At 55.2% G+C, this 19,324-nt stretch carries 15 protein-coding genes; 7 read left to right on the top strand and 8 right to left on the bottom strand.

From position 1 onward, the window contains the following. Window positions 1-65: 65 nt before the first annotated feature. A complete protein-coding gene (locus G6L01_RS25710; RefSeq protein ID WP_060719987.1) occupies window positions 66-1,652 on the bottom strand; it encodes an ABC transporter substrate-binding protein in 1,587 nt (528 codons plus the stop codon). Between the two features lie 24 nt (window positions 1,653-1,676). Further along, a complete protein-coding gene (locus tag G6L01_RS25705; RefSeq protein WP_156545127.1) occupies window positions 1,677-1,826 on the bottom strand; it encodes a hypothetical protein in 150 nt (49 codons plus the stop codon). Between the two features lie 170 nt (window positions 1,827-1,996). Here G6L01_RS25705 and G6L01_RS25700 point away from each other — a divergent pair, with 170 nt between their 5' ends. Further along, a complete protein-coding gene (locus G6L01_RS25700; protein WP_060720105.1) occupies window positions 1,997-3,067 on the top strand; it encodes a DNA topoisomerase IB in 1,071 nt (356 codons plus the stop codon). 377 nt (window positions 3,068-3,444) lie between these two features. Continuing rightward, on the top strand, window positions 3,445-6,207 hold the full coding sequence (locus G6L01_RS25695) for an autotransporter outer membrane beta-barrel domain-containing protein (protein WP_337692738.1): 2,763 nt from the start codon (window positions 3,445-3,447) through the stop codon (window positions 6,205-6,207). A gap of 110 nt (window positions 6,208-6,317) precedes the next feature. Here the strand turns inward: G6L01_RS25695 and G6L01_RS25690 are convergent, their stop codons facing one another. Further along, window positions 6,318-6,830 carry a hypothetical protein gene (locus G6L01_RS25690; RefSeq protein ID WP_060719989.1) on the bottom strand — a complete coding sequence of 171 codons (513 nt, stop codon included), beginning with the start codon at window positions 6,828-6,830 and terminating at the stop codon, window positions 6,318-6,320. Window positions 6,831-7,027: 197 nt separating this feature from the next. Here G6L01_RS25690 and G6L01_RS25685 point away from each other — a divergent pair, with 197 nt between their 5' ends. The 3 genes from G6L01_RS25685 to G6L01_RS25675 all read left to right on the top strand — a co-directional run bounded on the left by G6L01_RS25685 (window position 7,028) and on the right by G6L01_RS25675 (window position 9,723). Then, complete coding sequence (locus G6L01_RS25685; protein WP_070166145.1) at window positions 7,028-7,981, top strand: DUF1403 family protein; 954 nt, start codon at window positions 7,028-7,030, stop codon at window positions 7,979-7,981. 2 nt (window positions 7,982-7,983) lie between these two features. Beyond that, window positions 7,984-8,682 carry an SMC-Scp complex subunit ScpB gene (gene scpB / locus G6L01_RS25680; RefSeq protein ID WP_070166183.1) on the top strand — a complete coding sequence of 233 codons (699 nt, stop codon included), beginning with the start codon at window positions 7,984-7,986 and terminating at the stop codon, window positions 8,680-8,682. 321 nt (window positions 8,683-9,003) lie between these two features. Beyond that, window positions 9,004-9,723 carry a DUF72 domain-containing protein gene (locus tag G6L01_RS25675; protein ID WP_060719991.1) on the top strand — a complete coding sequence of 240 codons (720 nt, stop codon included), beginning with the start codon at window positions 9,004-9,006 and terminating at the stop codon, window positions 9,721-9,723. A 79-nt stretch (window positions 9,724-9,802) separates the two neighbouring features. On the opposite strand, the gene G6L01_RS25670 is transcribed toward G6L01_RS25675, so the two are convergent. The 3 genes from G6L01_RS25670 to G6L01_RS25660 all read right to left on the bottom strand — a co-directional run bounded on the left by G6L01_RS25670 (window position 9,803) and on the right by G6L01_RS25660 (window position 12,084). Next, entirely contained in the window at window positions 9,803-10,978 is a 1,176-nt protein-coding gene (locus tag G6L01_RS25670; protein WP_070166144.1) for a zinc-dependent alcohol dehydrogenase, read from the bottom strand. A gap of 239 nt (window positions 10,979-11,217) precedes the next feature. Beyond that, window positions 11,218-11,445 (bottom strand): hypothetical protein, encoded by a 228-nt coding sequence (locus G6L01_RS25665; protein ID WP_070166143.1) that lies wholly within the window; start codon window positions 11,443-11,445, stop codon window positions 11,218-11,220. Window positions 11,446-11,556: 111 nt separating this feature from the next. Further along, window positions 11,557-12,084 (bottom strand): DUF4142 domain-containing protein, encoded by a 528-nt coding sequence (locus tag G6L01_RS25660; RefSeq protein ID WP_070166142.1) that lies wholly within the window; start codon window positions 12,082-12,084, stop codon window positions 11,557-11,559. Window positions 12,085-13,013: 929 nt separating this feature from the next. Between G6L01_RS25660 and G6L01_RS25655 the strand changes: the two genes are divergently transcribed. Together G6L01_RS25655 and G6L01_RS25650 are read left to right on the top strand one after the other, a co-directional pair. Further along, complete coding sequence (locus tag G6L01_RS25655) at window positions 13,014-14,144, top strand: efflux RND transporter periplasmic adaptor subunit (RefSeq protein ID WP_070166141.1); 1,131 nt, start codon at window positions 13,014-13,016, stop codon at window positions 14,142-14,144. After that, window positions 14,141-17,197 (top strand): efflux RND transporter permease subunit, encoded by a 3,057-nt coding sequence (locus G6L01_RS25650; RefSeq protein ID WP_070166140.1) that lies wholly within the window; start codon window positions 14,141-14,143, stop codon window positions 17,195-17,197. The genes G6L01_RS25655 and G6L01_RS25650 overlap by 4 nt, the downstream gene beginning before the upstream one ends. A gap of 115 nt (window positions 17,198-17,312) precedes the next feature. Here G6L01_RS25650 and G6L01_RS25645 read toward each other — a convergent pair whose 3' ends face one another. Together G6L01_RS25645 and G6L01_RS25640 are read right to left on the bottom strand one after the other, a co-directional pair. Next, on the bottom strand, window positions 17,313-18,272 hold the full coding sequence (locus G6L01_RS25645; protein WP_060719997.1) for a FecR family protein: 960 nt from the start codon (window positions 18,270-18,272) through the stop codon (window positions 17,313-17,315). A gap of 329 nt (window positions 18,273-18,601) precedes the next feature. After that, window positions 18,602-19,144 (bottom strand): RNA polymerase sigma factor, encoded by a 543-nt coding sequence (locus G6L01_RS25640; RefSeq protein ID WP_060719998.1) that lies wholly within the window; start codon window positions 19,142-19,144, stop codon window positions 18,602-18,604. Between the last annotated feature and the right edge of the window lie 180 nt (window positions 19,145-19,324).

Below are 19,324 nucleotides of genomic sequence, written 5' to 3'. Positions count from 1 at the left end.
CGGTCCTGATGGTCGCCGCACGCTGAAATCTCCGGCGTGCGGCCAGTCTTACGTCCGATGCAGCATCATGCAGCGGGCTTTGAAGCGTCCATGGACCCGTCTGGATAAATGTAGAGGCCTTCCTTGAACTCCTTTTGCATGGCGTGGATCATGACAGAGGTGAACAGCGATAGGGCCGGCATTTTCGAAGCGATCAAAGGCATCGTTTCGGATTGCAGAACTTTCTTGCGCTCTTCCAGGGTTGCAGCATTGCGCTCCTTGTCGAGGCTTGCATCAATGTCCTTGTCGACAATGCCGCAAATGCGCTTGGAGCTTGAATGGAAGTGCGTTCGCAGAACAAGATCGGGCTCCGGTGATGCCGTTGACCAGCCGCAATCGACCATATGGCCGGGTCCGCCGCCTGGGCGATCGTACAATTGTTCGTTCCATGCCGCAGGCTCCAGCACGGTCAGGCTGACGGGGAAGCCCTGTTCGTTCAGCATGCCTGTCAGCACCTCGCCATATTCCTTGGTCTTGGGATAGAACCCAACCGAGGTAATATATTCGAGCGGTGGCAAGCCCTTGCCGTTTGGAAAGCCTGCTTCAGCAAGCAGTGCCTGGCACTTTTCTGGATCGTATTTCGGATAATTTTCCAGATCGACATAGCCGAACTTGACTGGCGACACGAAGTTGGACGACGCATGACCTGCCGATCCGAGCACTTCGAGGATCATGTCACGGTCGATGGCGTGGCAAGCTGCCAGCCGCACCCGCGGATCGTTGAAAGGCGGCTTGGAGCACCGGAACCAAAGATATTTGTTTTCAACCGAAACAACCTCGTTGATGGCGATTTGCGGATTGCCTTTCAGCGTCGCCACCTGTTCTGGCTCCAGACGCTCGACAATCGAAGCCTGACCATTCATCAGCGACAGCATACGCGTGGTGGAATCGCCAGTGAAGGTAAAGTTGATGCCGGGAATGCCTGGCTTGCCTTTGAAATAGCCATCGAAAGCGGCCATTACCGTGTCATTGCCGCGCTGCTCAACGAATTTGAACGGTCCCGTGCCATTCAAGCGTTGAGAGAGAACACCACCTGGACCGCCTGCAACGTCTCTTGCCGACATGATGGGAAGGAAAGAGGCGAGGAAGATGAAGAGATGGGCCGGATAACCACCCTTGGACGTGTCGATGATGACGGTGTAATCGTCCGGTGTCTCAATCGTGAGGGTTTCGGTCGGCCCTGGATACCATTGGGCCGGACGATCGGCCCTGGAGCCATATTCAAAAGTGGCCTTGACATCTTCGGCCTTGAAAGGCTTGCCATCATGGAACGTGATGCCCTGTCGCAGCTTGATCTGCAACCGATGTGCATCCAGCAGTTTGATGTCGGTTGCCAGTTCGTAGACCACCTCACCGGGATTATCGAGCTTCATTGGCGAGCGCGTCAGAAAGCCCATGACGAACCCCTCGATATTTTTCTGCGAGAGCGTCGTGTGGGCCGTCGGGTCCCAGTTGCCGGTGATATTTTCGGCAGAGAGAAACGTCATGACCTTGCCCGACTGGGCAAAGGCGGAGGAAATGAAGAAGTCGGGGTTCATCTGCATAAAGCCTGCGGCAGCGGCCGCCCCGACGGTTCCTTGCAGGAAGCGACGGCGATTGATCTCTGAACTCATAGGTTCCCCTTTTCTTATAGAAACTCACAGAACCGCCAAAACGGTCAAATCAGTCAAAGCAATTTGCGTGCCACGCAACCACATCACCGATTCAGATGGCGTTTGCGACAATTCTCTATGTGGTTTTTGTGGTTTTTGTTCAAATTTCGGGCTTGAAGCAAAATGCGTGCTCAAATATAGGCCGCCCTCGCAGGTAGAGAGCTATGGCGTGACGTGTCAAAAGCTGCTTACAAGAACCCGCCGCCGTTCGGCCAGTTGGCGTCATCCCGGCAATTGAAATGCCGATCGCTGTCTGCGTCAGCCTGATCATGGAACCCGCAGGCCGTTCCATAGTTATTTCGGGAATGAACCAGATCACCACCGAAATCGATAGAAACGCGACCGAAGCCGAGCTTACGTCCGGGCTCGTTTATGTTGCAGGATTGGAGACCGGGATAACCCGGAAGATGGGTGCCAGAGGCTTCCTCTATTACCGGCCAGACGGGCGGCGAATTACCCAGGCTGATGAGATTGCTCGTCTAAATTCGCTGGCAATACCGCCCGCCTATACAGACGTCGTCATCTCGACCAATCCGTTCTCACACCTTCAGGCAATCGGCACGGATGCGAGAGGGCGTCGGCAATATCGATATCATAAAGACTGGCACGCCGAACGAGGTAAAGCCAAGTTCGAACGGTTGGCCGATTTCGCGTCCCGACTTCCAGACCTGCGCGAGAGGGTCGACATCGATCTTCGTTCGCGTGGCCTTAACCTCGACAAGGCGTTGGCAACCGTCGTATGGATGCTCGATAACCTCTATATCAGGATCGGAAACGCTGCCTATGCAGAGGCGAACAAGTCGTTCGGCCTGACCACGTTGCGCAGTCGTCACGTGCGGGTCGAAGGCGCCAGCGTTAAGTTTCGGTTCAAAGGCAAATCCGGCAAGGAATGGAACCTTGCCCATAGTGACCGGCGGATCGCCAATGTCCTGCGAAAACTACAGGAACTTCCAGGGCAGCATCTTTTTCAATACGTTTGCGATCAAGGCGGATGCAGACCGATCTCCTCGCATGATGTGAATGCCTATATCCGAGAGATGACAGGTGACGATTTTAGTTCACGCCAGTTCAGGACGTGGGGCGCAACGTGCATGGCAGTGGAGGCACTGGCTTCTGCCGAGCCCGCTACGACGAAACGCGAACTGGCCCGCCAACTCAATGAAGCGATTGACGCAGTCGCTGCGAAGCTGGTCAATACACGATCTGTCTGTCGGTCTTCCTACATACATCCCGCCGTGTTCGAAGACTTCCAAACGGGTACGCTTCGTGATGTCCTTAAGTTGAAAACCACGAGTGAACGCCTTCTTCAATGGATGGACGAAGGCGAGATCCAAGTGCTAAAATGGCTGAAGAAACAAACGATATCCAAGGGCTAGCCTAACGCTGCTTACGTCAGATCGGTTGTGCATCGTGACCGATCACTCCAAATCATCGAAGATGATCTCCCGATGGAAAATGGAGGATTTCATTAACCAAGCTCGGATAACAATCGTTAACCGTCCCGTAGATGTATACGGGCGTCCGCTAACGTTGGCCGATCGAGATGAAACCATTGCTGCCAGCATTCCGTCACCGATTATGTGTGTTCACAGCACTGGCCTCCACTGTGTTGCCCACGCATTGCTTCGCGCAATCGGCATGGTCCGGAAACGCTGACAACGAATTTAGCAATGCATCGAACTGGATCCCCTCGGCGCCAGGGGCTAGCGATGATGCGCATGTCGATACAGGCTCTCCACAAGTCACCAACGAGGTGACAGTCAATCGTCTGGACGTTGATGGAGGAAACGTCACCATCACCGACACAGGTGCATTGACCGCCACGAACGGCACCACGATCACCTCAGGCAGCGTTAGCGTCAATGCGGGCGGGGTGATGAACTCGAACGTCAGCCTTGATGGCGGTAGCCTTTCCATCAATGGCAACCTCAATGGCCAGTTGACGCTCAACAACGGCAACGTCACCGTAAACGGTGAGCTCAGTGGTGCCATGGTAGAGACAGGGACCGCGCTGTCCAACAATGGCACTGTTGACGAGGTCAATATCTCCACAGGCGGGACCTTCGTCAATAATAGCGGCGCAACCGCGGGCGAAGTTACCAATGCCGGGACGGCATCCAACGCCGGAACGATCGGAAGCCTGACCAATACCGCCGGAAATTTTACCAATAATGCCGGCGGGACAATTTCGGGAAAGACGACGGTTTCGGGTGGAACCGTCACCAACAATTTCGTCGTTACCGAAGCCGATGTCGCGGCGGCGGCGGCATTCGTCAACAACACCGGTGCAACAGCCGGCGCAGTCAGGAATTCAGGCACCGTCGTCAATGCGGGAACCATTGCCTCGCTACAGAACGATGCCGGTACATTCACCAATGATGTCGGCGGGGTGGTTACGGGGGATAGCACTATTACCGGTGGCAGCGTGACGAACAACGCCACGCTTCACAACGTCGATGTTGCAGCAGGTGCAACATTCACCAATGCCAGCGGTGCCACCGCCGGTGTCGTCGTCAATGCAGGCAATTCGTCGAATGCCGGGACCATCGAGAGCCTGACCAATACGGCTGGAAATTTTACCAACAATGCAGGCGGTACGATTACCGGCAAATCAACAATCACAGGCGGAACCGTCACCAACAACTTCGTCATCACCGATGCGGACGTTGCTGTCGCCGCACTATTCGTCAACAACTCTGGAGCAACCGCTGGCACTATAAAAAACTCTGGCACGGTGACCAATGCGGGGACCGTCGCGGCGCTTCAAAACGATGACGGTACTTTCACGAACAATTCTGGCGGTACCGTTACGGGTACAACGACGGTCAGCGGAGGTCGTGTTGTCAACAATGCCACATTGGCTGATGTCGATAATGAGGCGGCGGGCGAATTCATCAACAACAATGGCGCTGTGGCAGGCACGGTTACCAATTCTGGCAGCGCCTCGAACGACGGAACAATCGCCGCGCTCGTCAACACTGGCGGCATCTTTTCCAATACCGGCACGATTGATGGAACGGCCACGATTGCAAGCGGTTCGCTGATCAACGATGGAACCGTCGCCGGAGCAGTCGTCATCGATGAGGGCGGACTTCTTTCAGGCAACGGGACCATTGGCGAGCTTTTCGTCAACGCAGGCGGTATACTTTCCCCTGGGCGAGACATAGGAACGCTCACCGTCGATGGTGATGTGACCTTTCGCACAGGGTCGATCTACCAGATCGACATCAATGCCAACGGTGCCTCTGACCGGGTGGATGCGACAGGCACGGTCTCCATCCAAGGGGGAACGCTTGAAATTAGAGCGGCAGGTGGCAATTACGGGCTGACAACCACCTATACCATCCTGACTGCAAGCCGCATCACTGGCACCTTCGACAGCGTTTCAAGTGATTTCGCTTTCCTGACGCCAACGTTGACCTATGGTGTCACCACGATAGACATGCAGCTCGACCGCAATAGTGTAGCATTCGAAGATGTCGCGGATACCGCAAACGGCCAGGCAACCGGTGTTGCCGTTGAAGCCTTGGGGACAGGAAACTCGATTTACGATGCGGTCCTATCACTGAACTCCTCCACTGCGAACAGCGCCTTCTCGCAATTGAGCGGTGAAGTTCATGCCTCGCTCAAAACCGCGCTGCTGTGGGAGAGCCGTTTTGCACGCGACGCGGTGCTTGACGAAATGGCCTTGGATCTTGATCAGCGCAAGGAGGATGTGACGGTCTGGAGCAACAGCTTTCTATCGTCCAACAGTTGGTCAGGGAATGGAAATGCAGCCGGAATCGATACCCGCACCGCAGGCGTCGTCATGGGAGTGGATGCGTCGGTCTCCGACCCGTGGCGTCTCGGCGGCTTGGTGGGTTACAGTCATGACTCGTTCGAGCAGGGGAAGACCGAGTCCTATCACGCAGGTCTCTATGCTACGGGTGATATTGGCGCCTTGAACGTTATTGGCGGCGCCATCTTTTCCCATAACGACGCATCAACCCTGCGCGATATCTCCTTTGGAACGATTTCCAGCCAGCTCACCGCTGACTATGCCAGTGTCACCAGCCAGGTTTTCGCAGATCTCTCTTGGACGCATGAACTTGATACGATCAAGCTCCAGCCCTTCGGCAACTTAGCCTATGTCAATCTCAAGACTGATGCTTTCCGCGAAAATGGCGGCGATGCGAGCCTGTTGGCAGCAAAAAGCAGTGACGAGATTGCAATCTCCACGATCGGCCTGCGCTGGTCTTGGAGGTGGCCGGAAGACAATTTCCCTGTTGCCGTCTCCGGCATGCTGGGCTGGCGGCATATCGAAGGCGACGTGGCGCCGTATTCCAATCTTGCATTTGCTGGCGGCACACCATTTGTCGTCGAAGGCGTGGAAATGCCAAAGGATGCTCTGCTGGCGAAGTTCGGGATTTCCACCAGGCTTTCGAAGTCGGCCCGCCTGACGTTCAGTTATTCCGGCGAGTTTGGCAAAGGTCTGCGGTCAAGCGCAGCGCAGGTCAATCTGGCAGGGAGTTTTTAAACCCGTATTACCACGAAACGCTTGGCGCGTTGCAAGGGCCGTTGTTGATTTTCGCGCCGAATTAGCGAGCTTTTTCGTTTCAGAATGACCCCGCTTCCGTGATGAAGTGGTCAGCCCCGACGCAGGTCGATCCGACTGGTAACGATCGACTTCCCTGTAGCCGGATCGGTATCCACAGTCGTCAGGCGCATGCCGGAAGCTCCAACTTTTTCGATTGTCATCTGCGCGCGTCGATCACCATTGACCTCTTTCGCCCAATTGATTGCAAGGTTTATGGCATCTCCACCGCGTTTGCCGTTCAGGCCCGCGACGCCCGTACCCGCACCCACGTAAGAGCCGCTATAGGTCACGCCGTTGATCTTCAAATCGGCGCTGATGGCGCGAGAAAACACAACGAGGCTCGTACAGCGTCCATTCAATGCCAGCGATTGAGCCGTTGTGTTTGATTTGAATCTGCAGGTGACGTTGATCGTGGGTGCATTCGTGCGCACCTTGACCGTTCCTTTGCCGCTCCAGCTTCCCGCCAGTGTTTTCAAGAAAGCGGACTCGTCGGCGTAAGCACCGACCGCAGTCATCATCCATGTCATCGTCACGGTAATCGCGCTTGCAAGAACCTTGTTCATGATCGTGTCTTTCAGACAGGGGAACTCCATTACCTGGATGTTCTGCATATTGAGGTGAGGATTGTTACATCCCCACAACCCTTTAGCCGGGCAAGAAGTTCCGAATGTTGATTATCGAGTTGGAACCAGCACGAAAGAATGTGCGGTTATGGCAATCTCTCTGGATTAAACCGCGCCCCTGATCTATCCTCTTTCACATGGATTCGCGCACCCCCACCTCAGAGCCGCCCTCGAGCTGGTCACCTCGTATTCCAGGCTGGGCCTTCTTGCGTGATCGCGACATTCCCGAATCCGACGCGGCGTTCTCTGCCGGTATCGCTCTGAAATCGCTTGACGATCTGATACGGGGCGATCCGCCTTGGCTCGGCTGCTGGCGCGACCGCCTTGCCCTGAAGTCGGCTGCCATCGCCGCCAGAATGTATGGCCGCAGCGAGGACGAACACGCGTTGCGTGACGCGCTTTTATTGACGGCACCCGGTGACGATCCGGGCCCCGCCGGTAAGCTGTTTTTGGCTACACGAATGCTGTCGCGCCAAACCGGGACGATCACCACACCATTTATACAAGAGCTTGCCGCGCTGTTGGATCTTCACCGGGACAACGGGCTTGCCTCTATTGCCGACGTGGTGGATTCTGCGATTCAATCCGGGCGAGCGGTGCCCTTCGTGGCAGTGGACCTGATAGTAGCGATTTGCGCACTCCGCCCGGACACTGAAGTGCTGGCCCTTGGGTTGGCCGACGTCGTTCTTTCCCAAAAACTGAAGTGGCCAAAACCCGTACCAGTGCTACTGCCTGAACGTTTTGGTCCGTCCTTCCGAACAATCGGTGGTCGGGGTCGCGTTCGTCCGGGCGAGCCAACTTATCCAAAGGCGATCTGCCTGGCACTGGTCGATGGAGTTGACGCAGCACTCCGTTCCGCCGTTGATGTTGATCGACGCGCGGCACAGCTGCTGGCTGTCGCACCGAAGGTTCGCACCAAAGGTGCCGATCCGGTGATCCGCAGATTGCTGAACGAAGATGCCGTGCTGGCCTCGGCGCCTGGCAGCGGTCTCTCCCGCTGGGCGGCCAACCGGCTGTTCGAGCGGCTGGAAAGCTTTGAAGCGGTGCGCGAACTCTCCGGTCGTTCCTCTTTCCGGGTGTTTGGACTGTAATGATGGCCGGATCCCCTACAGCCAAACAATCCCGCAAGGAAAGGGCGAACGCCGCAGCCGAACGGCTGTTTGATCGGGAGCTAAAGGACCTGCCGCCGGAACTGCGCTGGCGGGAATGGATGCTGAGAATCGAGGCGGTGATCTTTGCCTCAGCCGAGCCGGTCAGCCGGGAGACTTTGGCGCGGGTGGTGGGAAAAGAGTGCAGCATCGATCTGCTGATTGACGATCTCATCGAGGAACTTCGTTCCCGACCCTACGAACTTGTGTCGGTCGCCGGTGGTTGGCAACACCGAACTCGGGTGCGGTACGCTGAGACGATACGCGCCTCAACTGCTCCAACGCGCGGCGCATCAGCGAAGTTGTCGGAGTTTGAGGCGATGGTGTTGATGGCGGTGGGGTATTTCCAGCCGGTTACCCGGTCGGAACTGAGCAAGATCTTCGGCAAGGAGGTCAGCCGCGATACCATTGCAGCGCTCCGGGGCGCTGGCTTCATTGCCTCAGGGCCTCGCAGTCCGACCCCTGGTGCGCCCTATACCTATGTAACCACCAAACACTTCCTGTCCGCCTTCGATATGGAGACATTGCGTGACCTGCCAGACATCGAAGCGCTTGAAGATGCTGGACTGCTGAGTAGATATGCCGTGCAAAGCGAGATCACGCCGGCGCAGCCCAACGGTACCGATGACGATCTTATGGAGTAAGGTCGATGGCCTCAACCCCATCCATATCAGTATAGACACGCTTGCCTAGTTCCACGTCGAGCGATGACTTCAACTCATCGATGCGCCTTGAGACGCCTGCCTTTGTTGGCTCATCGCCGCTCTCCCAATCGCCTGGTCGTTCCGCGTGTTGGAGGAAGCATCATTTTTCGCGTGTCAGTCATAACCCACGCTTGAACTCGTTCTTCAAACGTCCAGCATACTCATTCCCGTCGGCTGCCAAACAGTTCTGGAACTCTGTGATGGCGTCGACGGTTCCCCTAGGGAAAGCAAGCGTGAACGGCTCATTAGGAGATAATCGATATGCCGATCATAGCAACCGCTGCCTGGTCGATTCCGAAAACAGTTGCCGACCGATTTGCCGAGGAAGGCAGCGGATTGACGAGATATGCGTCAATATTCAACGGCGTGGAAATCAACTCGACCTTCTATCGACGGCACAAGACATCGACCTTCGTGCGGTGGGCCGAGTCCGTGCCCGACAGTTTCCGATTTTCGGTCAAGATCCCCAAAGAGATCACCCATACCCGGGCTATGCAAGATATTGAGGAGCCGTTCGGGACATTTCTCGAGGATATAGCGCCTCTTGGAGAGAAACGCGGTCCGTTGCTTTGCCAATTGCCGCCATCTCTATCGTTCAATGGCGAGAAGATCGAAGCTGCATTTAAGACAATGCGGGACGCCGATTCCGGACGGATCGTGATCGAGGTACGGCATAAAAGCTGGACATCGACGGAGGTGACAGACCTGCTCAAGACATACGAGATAGGTCGCGTTCTTGCCGACCCGGCGCCGGTGTGGCCGCTAGAAGACTTTAAAGAAGCTCCCTGCTATGTCCGTTTGCACGGTAAGCCGAAAATCTACTATTCGAGCTACAAGGACGACGAGATAAGCTCGTTTTCAAAGCTGCTAGCCCCGGATAGCTGGTGCGTCTTCGATAATACCGCGTCCGGCGCTGCAATTGAGAACGCCCTGAAGATGAAGGGTTTGATGAGAGACGGGGCCGTAGCCAACACTTTTTAAAGGAAAGTTTCGATGCCATGCTTTGGCATCGAAACTTTGAGGCACGTCCTTGAGGGCGTCCGCCCCAGCATCCACCGTCTTACGCCGTCAGTACGACTTTAATGCAGTTATCCTTCTTGTCTCGGAATGTTTCGTAGAGGGCTGGGCCGTCCTCGAGCTTCGCCCGATGCGTGATGATGAAACTCGGGTCGATTTCCCCTTCCTCGATGCGGCGAAGCAGATCGAGCGAATACCGGTTCACATGGGTCTGGCCAGTGCGGATCGTCAAGCCCTTGTTCATCGCAGCCCCAAAAGGGATCTTGTCGAGGAAACCGCCATAAACGCCAGGAACTGACACGATTCCACCCGGACGGCAGGCCATGATCGCGGCTCGCAGGGCATGTGGACGATCCGTGCCAAGCAATGTGGCTGCCTTCACTTTATCAACAATTGCATCGAACGAGGCCGTCGCGTGCGATTCCGCACCAACGGCATCAATGCATTTATCGGCGCCATGACCACCGGTCATTTCCTTGATCCGATCCGGGATGGTTGCGTCCTCATCGTCGAAATTGATGATCTCTGCTCCGGCTTGCTGCGCCAGCGCCAGACGCTCAGGAACGTTATCGATCGCGATAACGCGTGCCGCCCCCTGCATAAACGCACTTTTGATACAAAACTGGCCAACCGGGCCACAGCCCCAGATGGCGACGATATCCGTCGGTTCGATCTCACAGTTGGCTGCGGCCATCCACCCGGTTGGGAAAATGTCGCCCAGAAACAGTGCCTGTTCATCGGTCATCCCATTGGGAATGACGATTGGGGAAACATCGGCGTAGGGAACGCGAACATACTCAGCCTGACCGCCGGCATAGGCGCCAGTCAGGTGCGAGTAGCCGAACAGACCGGCGGTCGGATAACCGAATGCCTTGGTTGCGTTATCGGCAGTGCGGTTGGTGCGTTCGCAGACAGACCAGTTGCCTTTAAGACACTGCTGGCATTCACCACAACAGATAGTGAAGGGTACGACGACCCTGTCGCCGACCTTCAGTTTCTTGTTGTCGCGACCGACTTCAACGACCTCGCCCATGAACTCGTGGCCAAGAATATCACCCTTTTCCATAAAGGGAATGTAGCCGTCCATGAGATGCAGATCTGAGCCGCAAATTGCACATGCGGTCATCTTGATGATGACGTCACGGCCGTCTTCAATTTGTGGATCTGGAACGCTGTCGCAGCGGATGTCGCCCTTGCCATGCCAGCACAGTGCTTTCATAAAATATCTCCTCGAATGATTAGTGGATCGCGGTGGTCCAGTCGGCGCAAATCCGAATGGTGACAGCCAAAATGAGAGCAAAAACCCGATAATGTAGACTGGCCAGCGGTTATTGATCGGACGGTTGAACGGCCAATGGCGAGATCAATCATGGCCACGCAGAAAGACAGGCGGTAGCGCATAGCATCGCGTTTTACCGCCGTTCCAGAATTTTGCGCCTTGCGGACCAGGGGGGTGCGTTACCCTCGAAACTCGCCGTCGTTCATGTCGCGATCATCGTAATTGATATCCCAGTCCTTGGCTTGCTTGCGACCAGGGGGCTTGCTGTTCACGGTGGCATCATCCGAATGGGTAATGACGCGTGGTTTTGCGCTGCTAACTCCATCGTTCGAGCCACCCGCATGGTTGCTTTCGGATTGGCCGCGCGCATCCTGCTCGACTTTCGATTTCTGATCTTTAGTCTGCATCTTACCACTCCTGATTTGGCTGGCCGGGATTTTCACTGGTCCCAGATCTGATAAGCATCAGCGCTCTGGCCTCTTCATCGGCCAGCCGTGCCAGCGTTCATGTCAAACCGCTTACGTGTTGAGATCCTTCACCATCATGAGATGATGGTCCAGTGCCGGTCGTGTTGTCGCGGCCCAGGTCTTGAGATCGGCATTATCGCCTTCCTCACCGTAACGCTTGAAAAGATCGACCGCATCTTCATGGACGGATTCCTGATCGGCGTGGTACTGCTTGTTGAAGTCTTCACCTTGTAAGCCATTCAGCTTGTCGAGCATGGTCTGCTGGCTTGATGTCATCGCCTGAGGAAGTGGGGCTTTGACCTTTCCGCTGGCGATCAATGCCTTCAGTTCGTCAGTGGTTTTCTGGTGATCGGACAGCATCTTCTGCGCAAATGCCTTTGTCGAGGCATCACCGCGCTCGATTGCAAGCTTGCTTGAGGCGATCTCAAACATGTCGCTGGTGGCTGCCTCCTTCACGAAATCTTCTGTCTTCGGGGCAACGCCGATCAGGGAATTGACGCCGGACGTCTCGGCTGCAGATTGTGCCAGGGCGGGTCCCGCAAGGATGAGAGCAAGCGACGCTATAGCCAGATGTTTCATTGGAACCTCCATGATTGTCGTATTGACCTAACAACGATCTAGCGTTGAGTGTTCCAACTCATTTGCTCCAATTTCTGTATTTTGCGTTCTCGAGATGAAAAACAGCTTCGGCGATGGCCTTTTGCACCGAGCGATCATCACGCGGACTACCAATGGAAACTTTGGGATCGTATGCCGCTGTGGCACCGTTGCGGGGTTGGAAACCTCCAGCAGACAGGCGGGAAGTTCAGACCGACGCCTTGGGCGAATGGCGCCATATTTGTGGCGACATGCAGTCGCGTGATCGCAGACGGTTTTCGGTACAGCTAGAGTTTATGAAGACCGAGGAATTTTAAGGTTGGCTGCCTGATAGAGCGATGGAATAATGACTGCAACGATCTCGCAAACGCATATTTCCAGAAGGCCGGGAGATGATACTCCTGGCATAGGTACCATCACTGCTAAACCTGGCAACTGGGCAACAGGAGCAACACAGCTACATTACTAGGTGTGCAGACACCAGATCGGGCATCTTTACATATTTTTACATATTCTTAACTGACATTAACACGAAGATGCTTATAGTGCGCCCGAATGCTAGGGCACCACCAATTCAAGCGGAGTACCATTATCAAGTCCATATCGATCTTCGCCACCACGGCATTGCTAAGTTTGAAGGGACGCGAAAGTCTTTCGGACAAGCAGTTGAGTGACGACGCTATTGTGGATTCTGATATTGCGATAACGCCTGATTTTTGGGCGACTGCTATCGACGTTAATACGGCGTGCTTTCGAGTGAACGCACCACATAGCGATGCGTGCCCTCCTGCTATCACCTTCATTGAAATCAAGCGCGACATCGTCCGCTCTTGGGTCGCACCCCGCACGTCTCCGGGAGGCGAATGCATCGCCCTTGTGGGTACGCCGACCTCTGCAATGGGAATTTATTGATGAGCAAATTTTCTATCCGCTCTCTCGCGGCGATCCTCGCCATGGGGTCCTTTGTCATGGTCACCTTCGCTGCCCGAAGCCAGGATAGTGAACAAAAGACGGATCAAGCAGCCGCACTGAGCGTGAGCTTGGTCAAGCCGGAGGTTTTGCTTTGGCCCGTGATTATCCCCGCAAGTGGTCGTCTTGCCGCCTGGCATGAAGCGACAATCGCAGCAGAAACCAGCGGTATGAAGGTCACCGATGTTAAAGCAGATGTTGGTTCATACGTGAAAAAGGGCGATTTGCTGGTGCAGTTTGCGCCGGAATCTGCCCAAGCTGACCTGGAGCAACAACAGGCGAATGTTGAAAAAGCGGAAGCCGATCTTGATCAAGCAATAGCGAATGGTGACCGCGCCCGAGGATTGACGAGTTCTGGCGCATTATCAAGCCAACAAATAAAAGAATATCTGATTACCGAGCGTAAAGCCAAAGCCTCCCTCTTTTCGGCGCGGGCTGCGTTGGCATCGTCCCAACTCACCTTGGACAGGACCAAGGTTTACGCAGTGGACGACGGGGTTATATCCGAACGCTCCGCATCTCTTGGAGATGTCGTCACCGCCGGTGGCGAGTTGTTCAAGCTGATCCGGCAAAATCGTATCGAATGGAAGGCAGAATTGCCATTTAATCGGCTGGCTGATGTCAAGGTCGGAACAAAAGCCGTCATCCCAACGCCGCGTGGCGATGCGCACGGTGAGGTCAGGATGGTGGCACCTTCGATGTCAACCGACAATGGTCGCGTGATCGTCTATGTGACGCTGCAACCCACTCAAGGGATTGAAGCACCAAAAATCGGCGTTCTGGCCAGCGGTTACTTTGAATTCAACCACATGGATGCGCTCACCGTGCCCGCCGCGGCCGTCATTCTCAAGGACGGCTTCTCATATGTGTTCGTTTTGAACTCGGCAGACAAAAAAACGGTGACACGCAAGCGGGTAAAGCTTGGACGGCGGCAGGATGATCGCGTCGAAATAACTTCAGGAATTGAGAAGACCGAAGACGTTGTGGCGTCAGGCGGTGTATTCCTGGCAGACGGCTCTATTGTCCACGTTGTAGACAACAATGATGCCGTGACGAAGGAGGAATCGAAGTGAATTTCTCCTCTTGGTCTATTCGCAACCCCGTCCCGCCGTTGCTGCTTTTTGCATTGTTGACGGCCTGCGGCCTTTGGGCGTTCAATCGTCTCGACATCCAAAACTTCCCGGATATGGATCTTCCAACCATCAATATCAGCGCGACGCTGGACGGGGCGGCAGCAGCCCAGCTTGAAACGGAAGTCGCCCGGAAGATCGAGGACAAACTGACCGGCCTGAGCAAGCTGGATTCAGTGACCACGACGATCACGGACGGCTCAGTAAGCATTTCAGTCGCTTTTGAGGTTGGGAAAGACACGCAAGCCGCATTGGACGAGGTCAAAAGCGCTGTCGATCAAGCAAAAAGCGACCTGCCACAAGATATGGATGATCCAACGGTCTCAAAGCAATCGTTGAATTCTTCTCCGCTGATTACCTTCGTGGTGCATTCCGACAAACTGGACGATGCAGAACTGTCGTGGTTTATCGATAACGACATGTCAAAAGCACTGATGGCTGTCAAAGGCGTGGGTGAAGTTGGCCGTTTGGGCGGCATCGATCGGGAGATCAGGGTAGAACTCAACTCTAACATGCTCGACAGCCTGGGATTGACCGCCAATGACGTGAACACCCAGCTTGAAGCCGTGCAAACCTATCTGTCTGGCGGCAAAGGACGAATTGGCGGTGAAAGCCAGTCTGTGCGTACCGTGGTTGCGGCAGAAACTGCCGATGAACTGCGCGCAATGCCTGTCCCACTGCCAAAGGGCAGTTGGGTCAGGCTGGACGAACTCGGCACAGTAACCGATTCCCAAAGCGATTTGACCTCGCTTGCCTATCTCAATGGCAAACCCGTCATTGCCGCGCAGATTAAAAGGTCGAAGGGCTATTCCGATATCGCCGTCACCGATGATGTCCGTACAGCAATGAAGGCCTTTGCTGCGGCCAATCCGCAGGTGACGATCGAGGAAGCCTACAACACCATTGTTCCGACCGAGCAAAATTATGAATCGTCCATGGACATGATCTACGAGGGTGCGGTCATCGCAGTCTTGGTGGTCTGGATGTTCCTGCGCGATTGGCGTGCAACACTTCTGGCGGCGGTCGCTCTGCCGCTGTCGATTATACCGACATTCCTTGCCATGTATTTTTGTGGCTACACGCTGAACACGATCACGCTGTTGGCGCTGTCCCTGGTCGTCGGTATTCTTGTCGATGATGCGATCGTCGAAATCGAGAATATCGAGCGACACCTGAGAATGGGAAAAAGCCCCTTCGATGCTGCCATGGAAGCGGCAAACGAGATCGGCTTGGCGGTTATCGCCACAACCTTCACATTGGTCGCCGTGTTTTTGCCGACCGCCTTCATGGGCGGGGTGGTTGGCATCATCTTCAAGCAATTCGGCATCACGGCCTCAGTGGCTGTTCTTGCTTCTCTTCTGGTCGCGCGATTGGTCACGCCGATGATGGCGGCTTACATATTAAAGCCAGGCAGTACAGAAGAAAAAGAAGACGGTCGTTTGATGCGGTCCTATCTCTGGCTCGTAAAAGGGGCGCTCCGGCGTCGCTGGATACCGGTGCTGGGGACTGTCGGATTTTTGGCATTCACGCTTCTGCTTCTGAGCCATTTGTCGACCGGCTTTTTTCCGGCATCTGATGATGCGCAAACCAAGGTCACCATCACGACGCCGACGGGATCGACGATTGAGACAACGGACGAAGCGTCTCGAAAGGCGTCCGAGATCATCGCCAAGGTTGATCATGTTACCTCGGTGTTTCAAGCAACAGGGACAGCCTCCACCGGAGGAGGTGCAAGCAGCACCACAACATCCAGCACCAACAGTGCCACGATTGTTGTCAACCTGACACCGATTGGCGAGCGCGATGTCAAGCAGTCACAAATCGAAGCCGATTTACGAAAAGCTTTGGAAAAAGTGCCGGGCCTGCGCCTCGAAACAGGCACTGGTGGCAATGGCACGGAGCTCACGCTCACCTTGTCAGGGGATGATTCCGAAATTTTGGAAAAGGCAGCCGCTAGCCTCGAGACGGGTCTGCGCACATTGTCAGGCATTGGCAACGTGACATCCTCTGCTGCCATGCAGTCGCCAGAGATCATCATCAAACCGGATTTGGCGAAAGCCGCGTCCTTGGGCGTGACGTCCAAGGCGATTGCTCAGGCTATTCGCGTGGCGACGGCAGGAGCGTATGATACCGCGCTGTCCAAGCTTAATCTTCCAGAACGTCAGATCAATATCCGGGTCATGCTGGACACAACAAATCGCCAGTCACTGGACGCAATATCTCTTATCCCGGTTGAGGGCAGCGCTGGCAATGTTGCCCTTGGGGCAATTGCTGATATTTCAATTGGGTCCAGCCCAAGCGAAATCAATCGGCTCGACCGATCACGCAATGTCACACTCACCATTGAGCTGAATGGCAGGAGCCTGTCCGAAGTCACCGCTGAGGCCGCCCAATTGCCAGGCTATAGAAACTTGCCACAAGGCGTAAAATTTGTCGAACAGGGCGAATTGAAGCGCCAAACTGAGTTGTTCAACAGTTTTGCGACAGCGATAGCCGTTGGCATCTTCTGCATCTACGCCGTTCTTGTTCTCCTCTTCCATGATTTCCTGCAGCCGGTCACAATCCTGATGGCAATTCCGCTGGCGCTTGGCGGGGCTATGCTGCCGCTTGTGCTCACCGGCACCAGCTTCTCGATGCCTGCGGTGATTGGTCTGCTCCTTTTGATCGGAATCGTCTCCAAAAACTCCATTCTGCTCGTGGAGTATGCGATTGAGGCACGCCGAGGAGGCATGTCTCGCTACGATGCCCTTGTCGATGCGTGTCACAAACGTGCGCGTCCGATCATTATGACCACAATCGCCATGGCTGGCGGCATGGCACCAGCAGCGCTCAGCCTCGTCGCTGGCGATTCGAGCTTTCGTCAGCCGATGGGCATTGTCGTGATTGGCGGGTTGTTGACCTCAACCTTCTTGAGCCTCCTGGTCATCCCAGTGGTGTTCACATTTTTAGATGACCTTCTCGTCTGGCTTAAAGCGAGGTTCGGACTGAGTTCGTAGACTTGCAACATCTGACCGGAAAATGGGAACAGGCGTTCCGCGGCCCCATGTCAAAGCGGAGGCAAGTCAACCAGAGTGTTTATGAACAGCAGTGATGAACAGAGTTCTGCGGATATTATGACTGATGGATAACGATCAAGGGACCTAAACGTGTGGCGTCCAAGCCAAGCGCCTTTTTAAGGAAGGCAAGCGCGTCTTTGGTATCCGCAATCTTGATCGTGCCGCTGACACGACGACGTGCCAGCGCTGAGCTCGCAATGACGATGCGGCCTCGGAAATGCCGGTTCATTTCCTCAACGACATAGGAAAGAGGCGCGTTGTCCACGGCGATTTGTCCGCGCCTCCATGCGAGAGCGACGAGGCCGTCGACTGGTGTCACGTCTGTCGTTTTCCTGGCGTAATCGTAGACCGCCTGCTCGCCTTCGTTCACCCGCAGAGAGGCTGCGTGCGCGCCATCGCGCTCAAGCTGCACCGCATTCTCCGTGACTGTCACCTCGGTATCCTCTTTGCCGTAGCGAACATCGAACGCTGTGCCGAGTGCGACCACCTTTGTCTCACCAGCCACAACCGTGAAAGGTCGTTCAGGCGCATGAGCGACCTGAAAGAACGCTTGGCCCCGCAGGAGGCGGATGATGCGGTGACCCTCGGTAAAATCCACGGCAATTGCCGAGGAGGCATTGAGCTGGACAATGGAACCATCCTCCAGTGTACGAACGGGGGTTTCGTCGGTACCGGCGATCATGTCCGCTTGAATGCGCAGCGGCCCATCGAGTGCGAAGAAGGCGCCGGTTGCAAGGGCTGCCACCAACAGTGTTGCGATGATCGGCTTGGCCAGGTTGCGGGGGCGCATGTCGATATTGGCCAGAGCAGGATCGGACTGAATCGCGCGGCTGGCGTCGCCCATCAGAAACTCGGCTGCCCTGTAGGTCCGACAGTTTTCCGGGTCGCGCTTCAGCCATGTCTCAAAGAGAGCCCGGTCGTCCGGCGATTGGTTTGGGTCACCGTTGCGCAAAAGCCAGTCGGCCGCCTCGCGGTTTCGTCTTTTCTGACTGTCACTCGATTCCTTGACCGACATAGTTTACTCCGGACGCATCCTACGACCTCTACAGTGTCATACGCCATATATGGCGCACAAAGGTTCGCTGTAGCGCTTTATATCCGCTGCATAATTTTCGCCTTAAATCGATTCCGCTTTAAGGCAGTATACAGTAGACGTTTGACATCCACGGTTTAGGACACTGACAACTGTCCAATCGCAAGGATGTGACCGTTCTGCGTTCATGATACGGGATTCTTTGGGGATCAAGAGTTTGTCAGGGACAGGTGGTCACCGGTCTTCCCGAAAAGACAAACCAAAACAAAAGAAACGAGAGTCTGTCTGGTTCAATTTGAACCTGACTGACTCTAAAGAATCCGGTCAAGGCAATGGGCAAACGCACGCCGTAGGTGCCGGTCGACCATGTTCCTTGAGATGTTGAGCCTGGTGCTGATCTGGTCTGGTGTCAGATGATGGAGGCGATGAAGAATGAAGACGACACGTCGCCTCTCTGGCAGTTCCGCAATCGCTTCGCGAAGGGCTGCAAGCCGCGCTTCTATTTCCAGACCGTGGTCCGGCGCGTGCCCGGTACTTGGCGCCGAGAGGGCCTCCCGCTCCGATCCTGAGAACAGCCGGGTTTCCTTCGTTTCCCGGCGTTGGCGGTCAATGCCGAGATTGATGGCGGCGCGGCAGAGAAAGGCCTTGATCGACCGCTTGTTCAGCAGAACCTCTGGTTTGGCGGCGAGCTTCACATAAAGATCGTGCACGACGTCGCGGGCCGTTGAGCTTGGGTGTCCCCGTCGGCGCACCGCATTGGTGATATCAGCATAGTGTGCTTCCATGGCTCGATTGAGCAACTCGCTGCTGTCAACGGTGTCCCAGACAAGGGACGAGGAGGAAGATCTCGACATCTGCACATGGTTCCCAGCGGACGGTAGGTCAGAATAGACGCGGCTGAACCGTCATGGGGAATGGCTAGACAATCCCGAAAAGACGTGCAAGTGCAATGCTTTAGAAATATGGGGCTTCATTCTATTACGGCGAGATAAAAGAAGACTTTAAAACTCATCTTTGTGTCTGATTTCCTTGTC

Origin of the sequence: Agrobacterium vitis, from assembly GCF_013337045.2 — a bacterium.
GTDB lineage: Bacteria > Pseudomonadota > Alphaproteobacteria > Rhizobiales > Rhizobiaceae > Allorhizobium > Allorhizobium vitis_B.
This window is presented reverse-complemented; position numbering and strand designations above follow the sequence as displayed.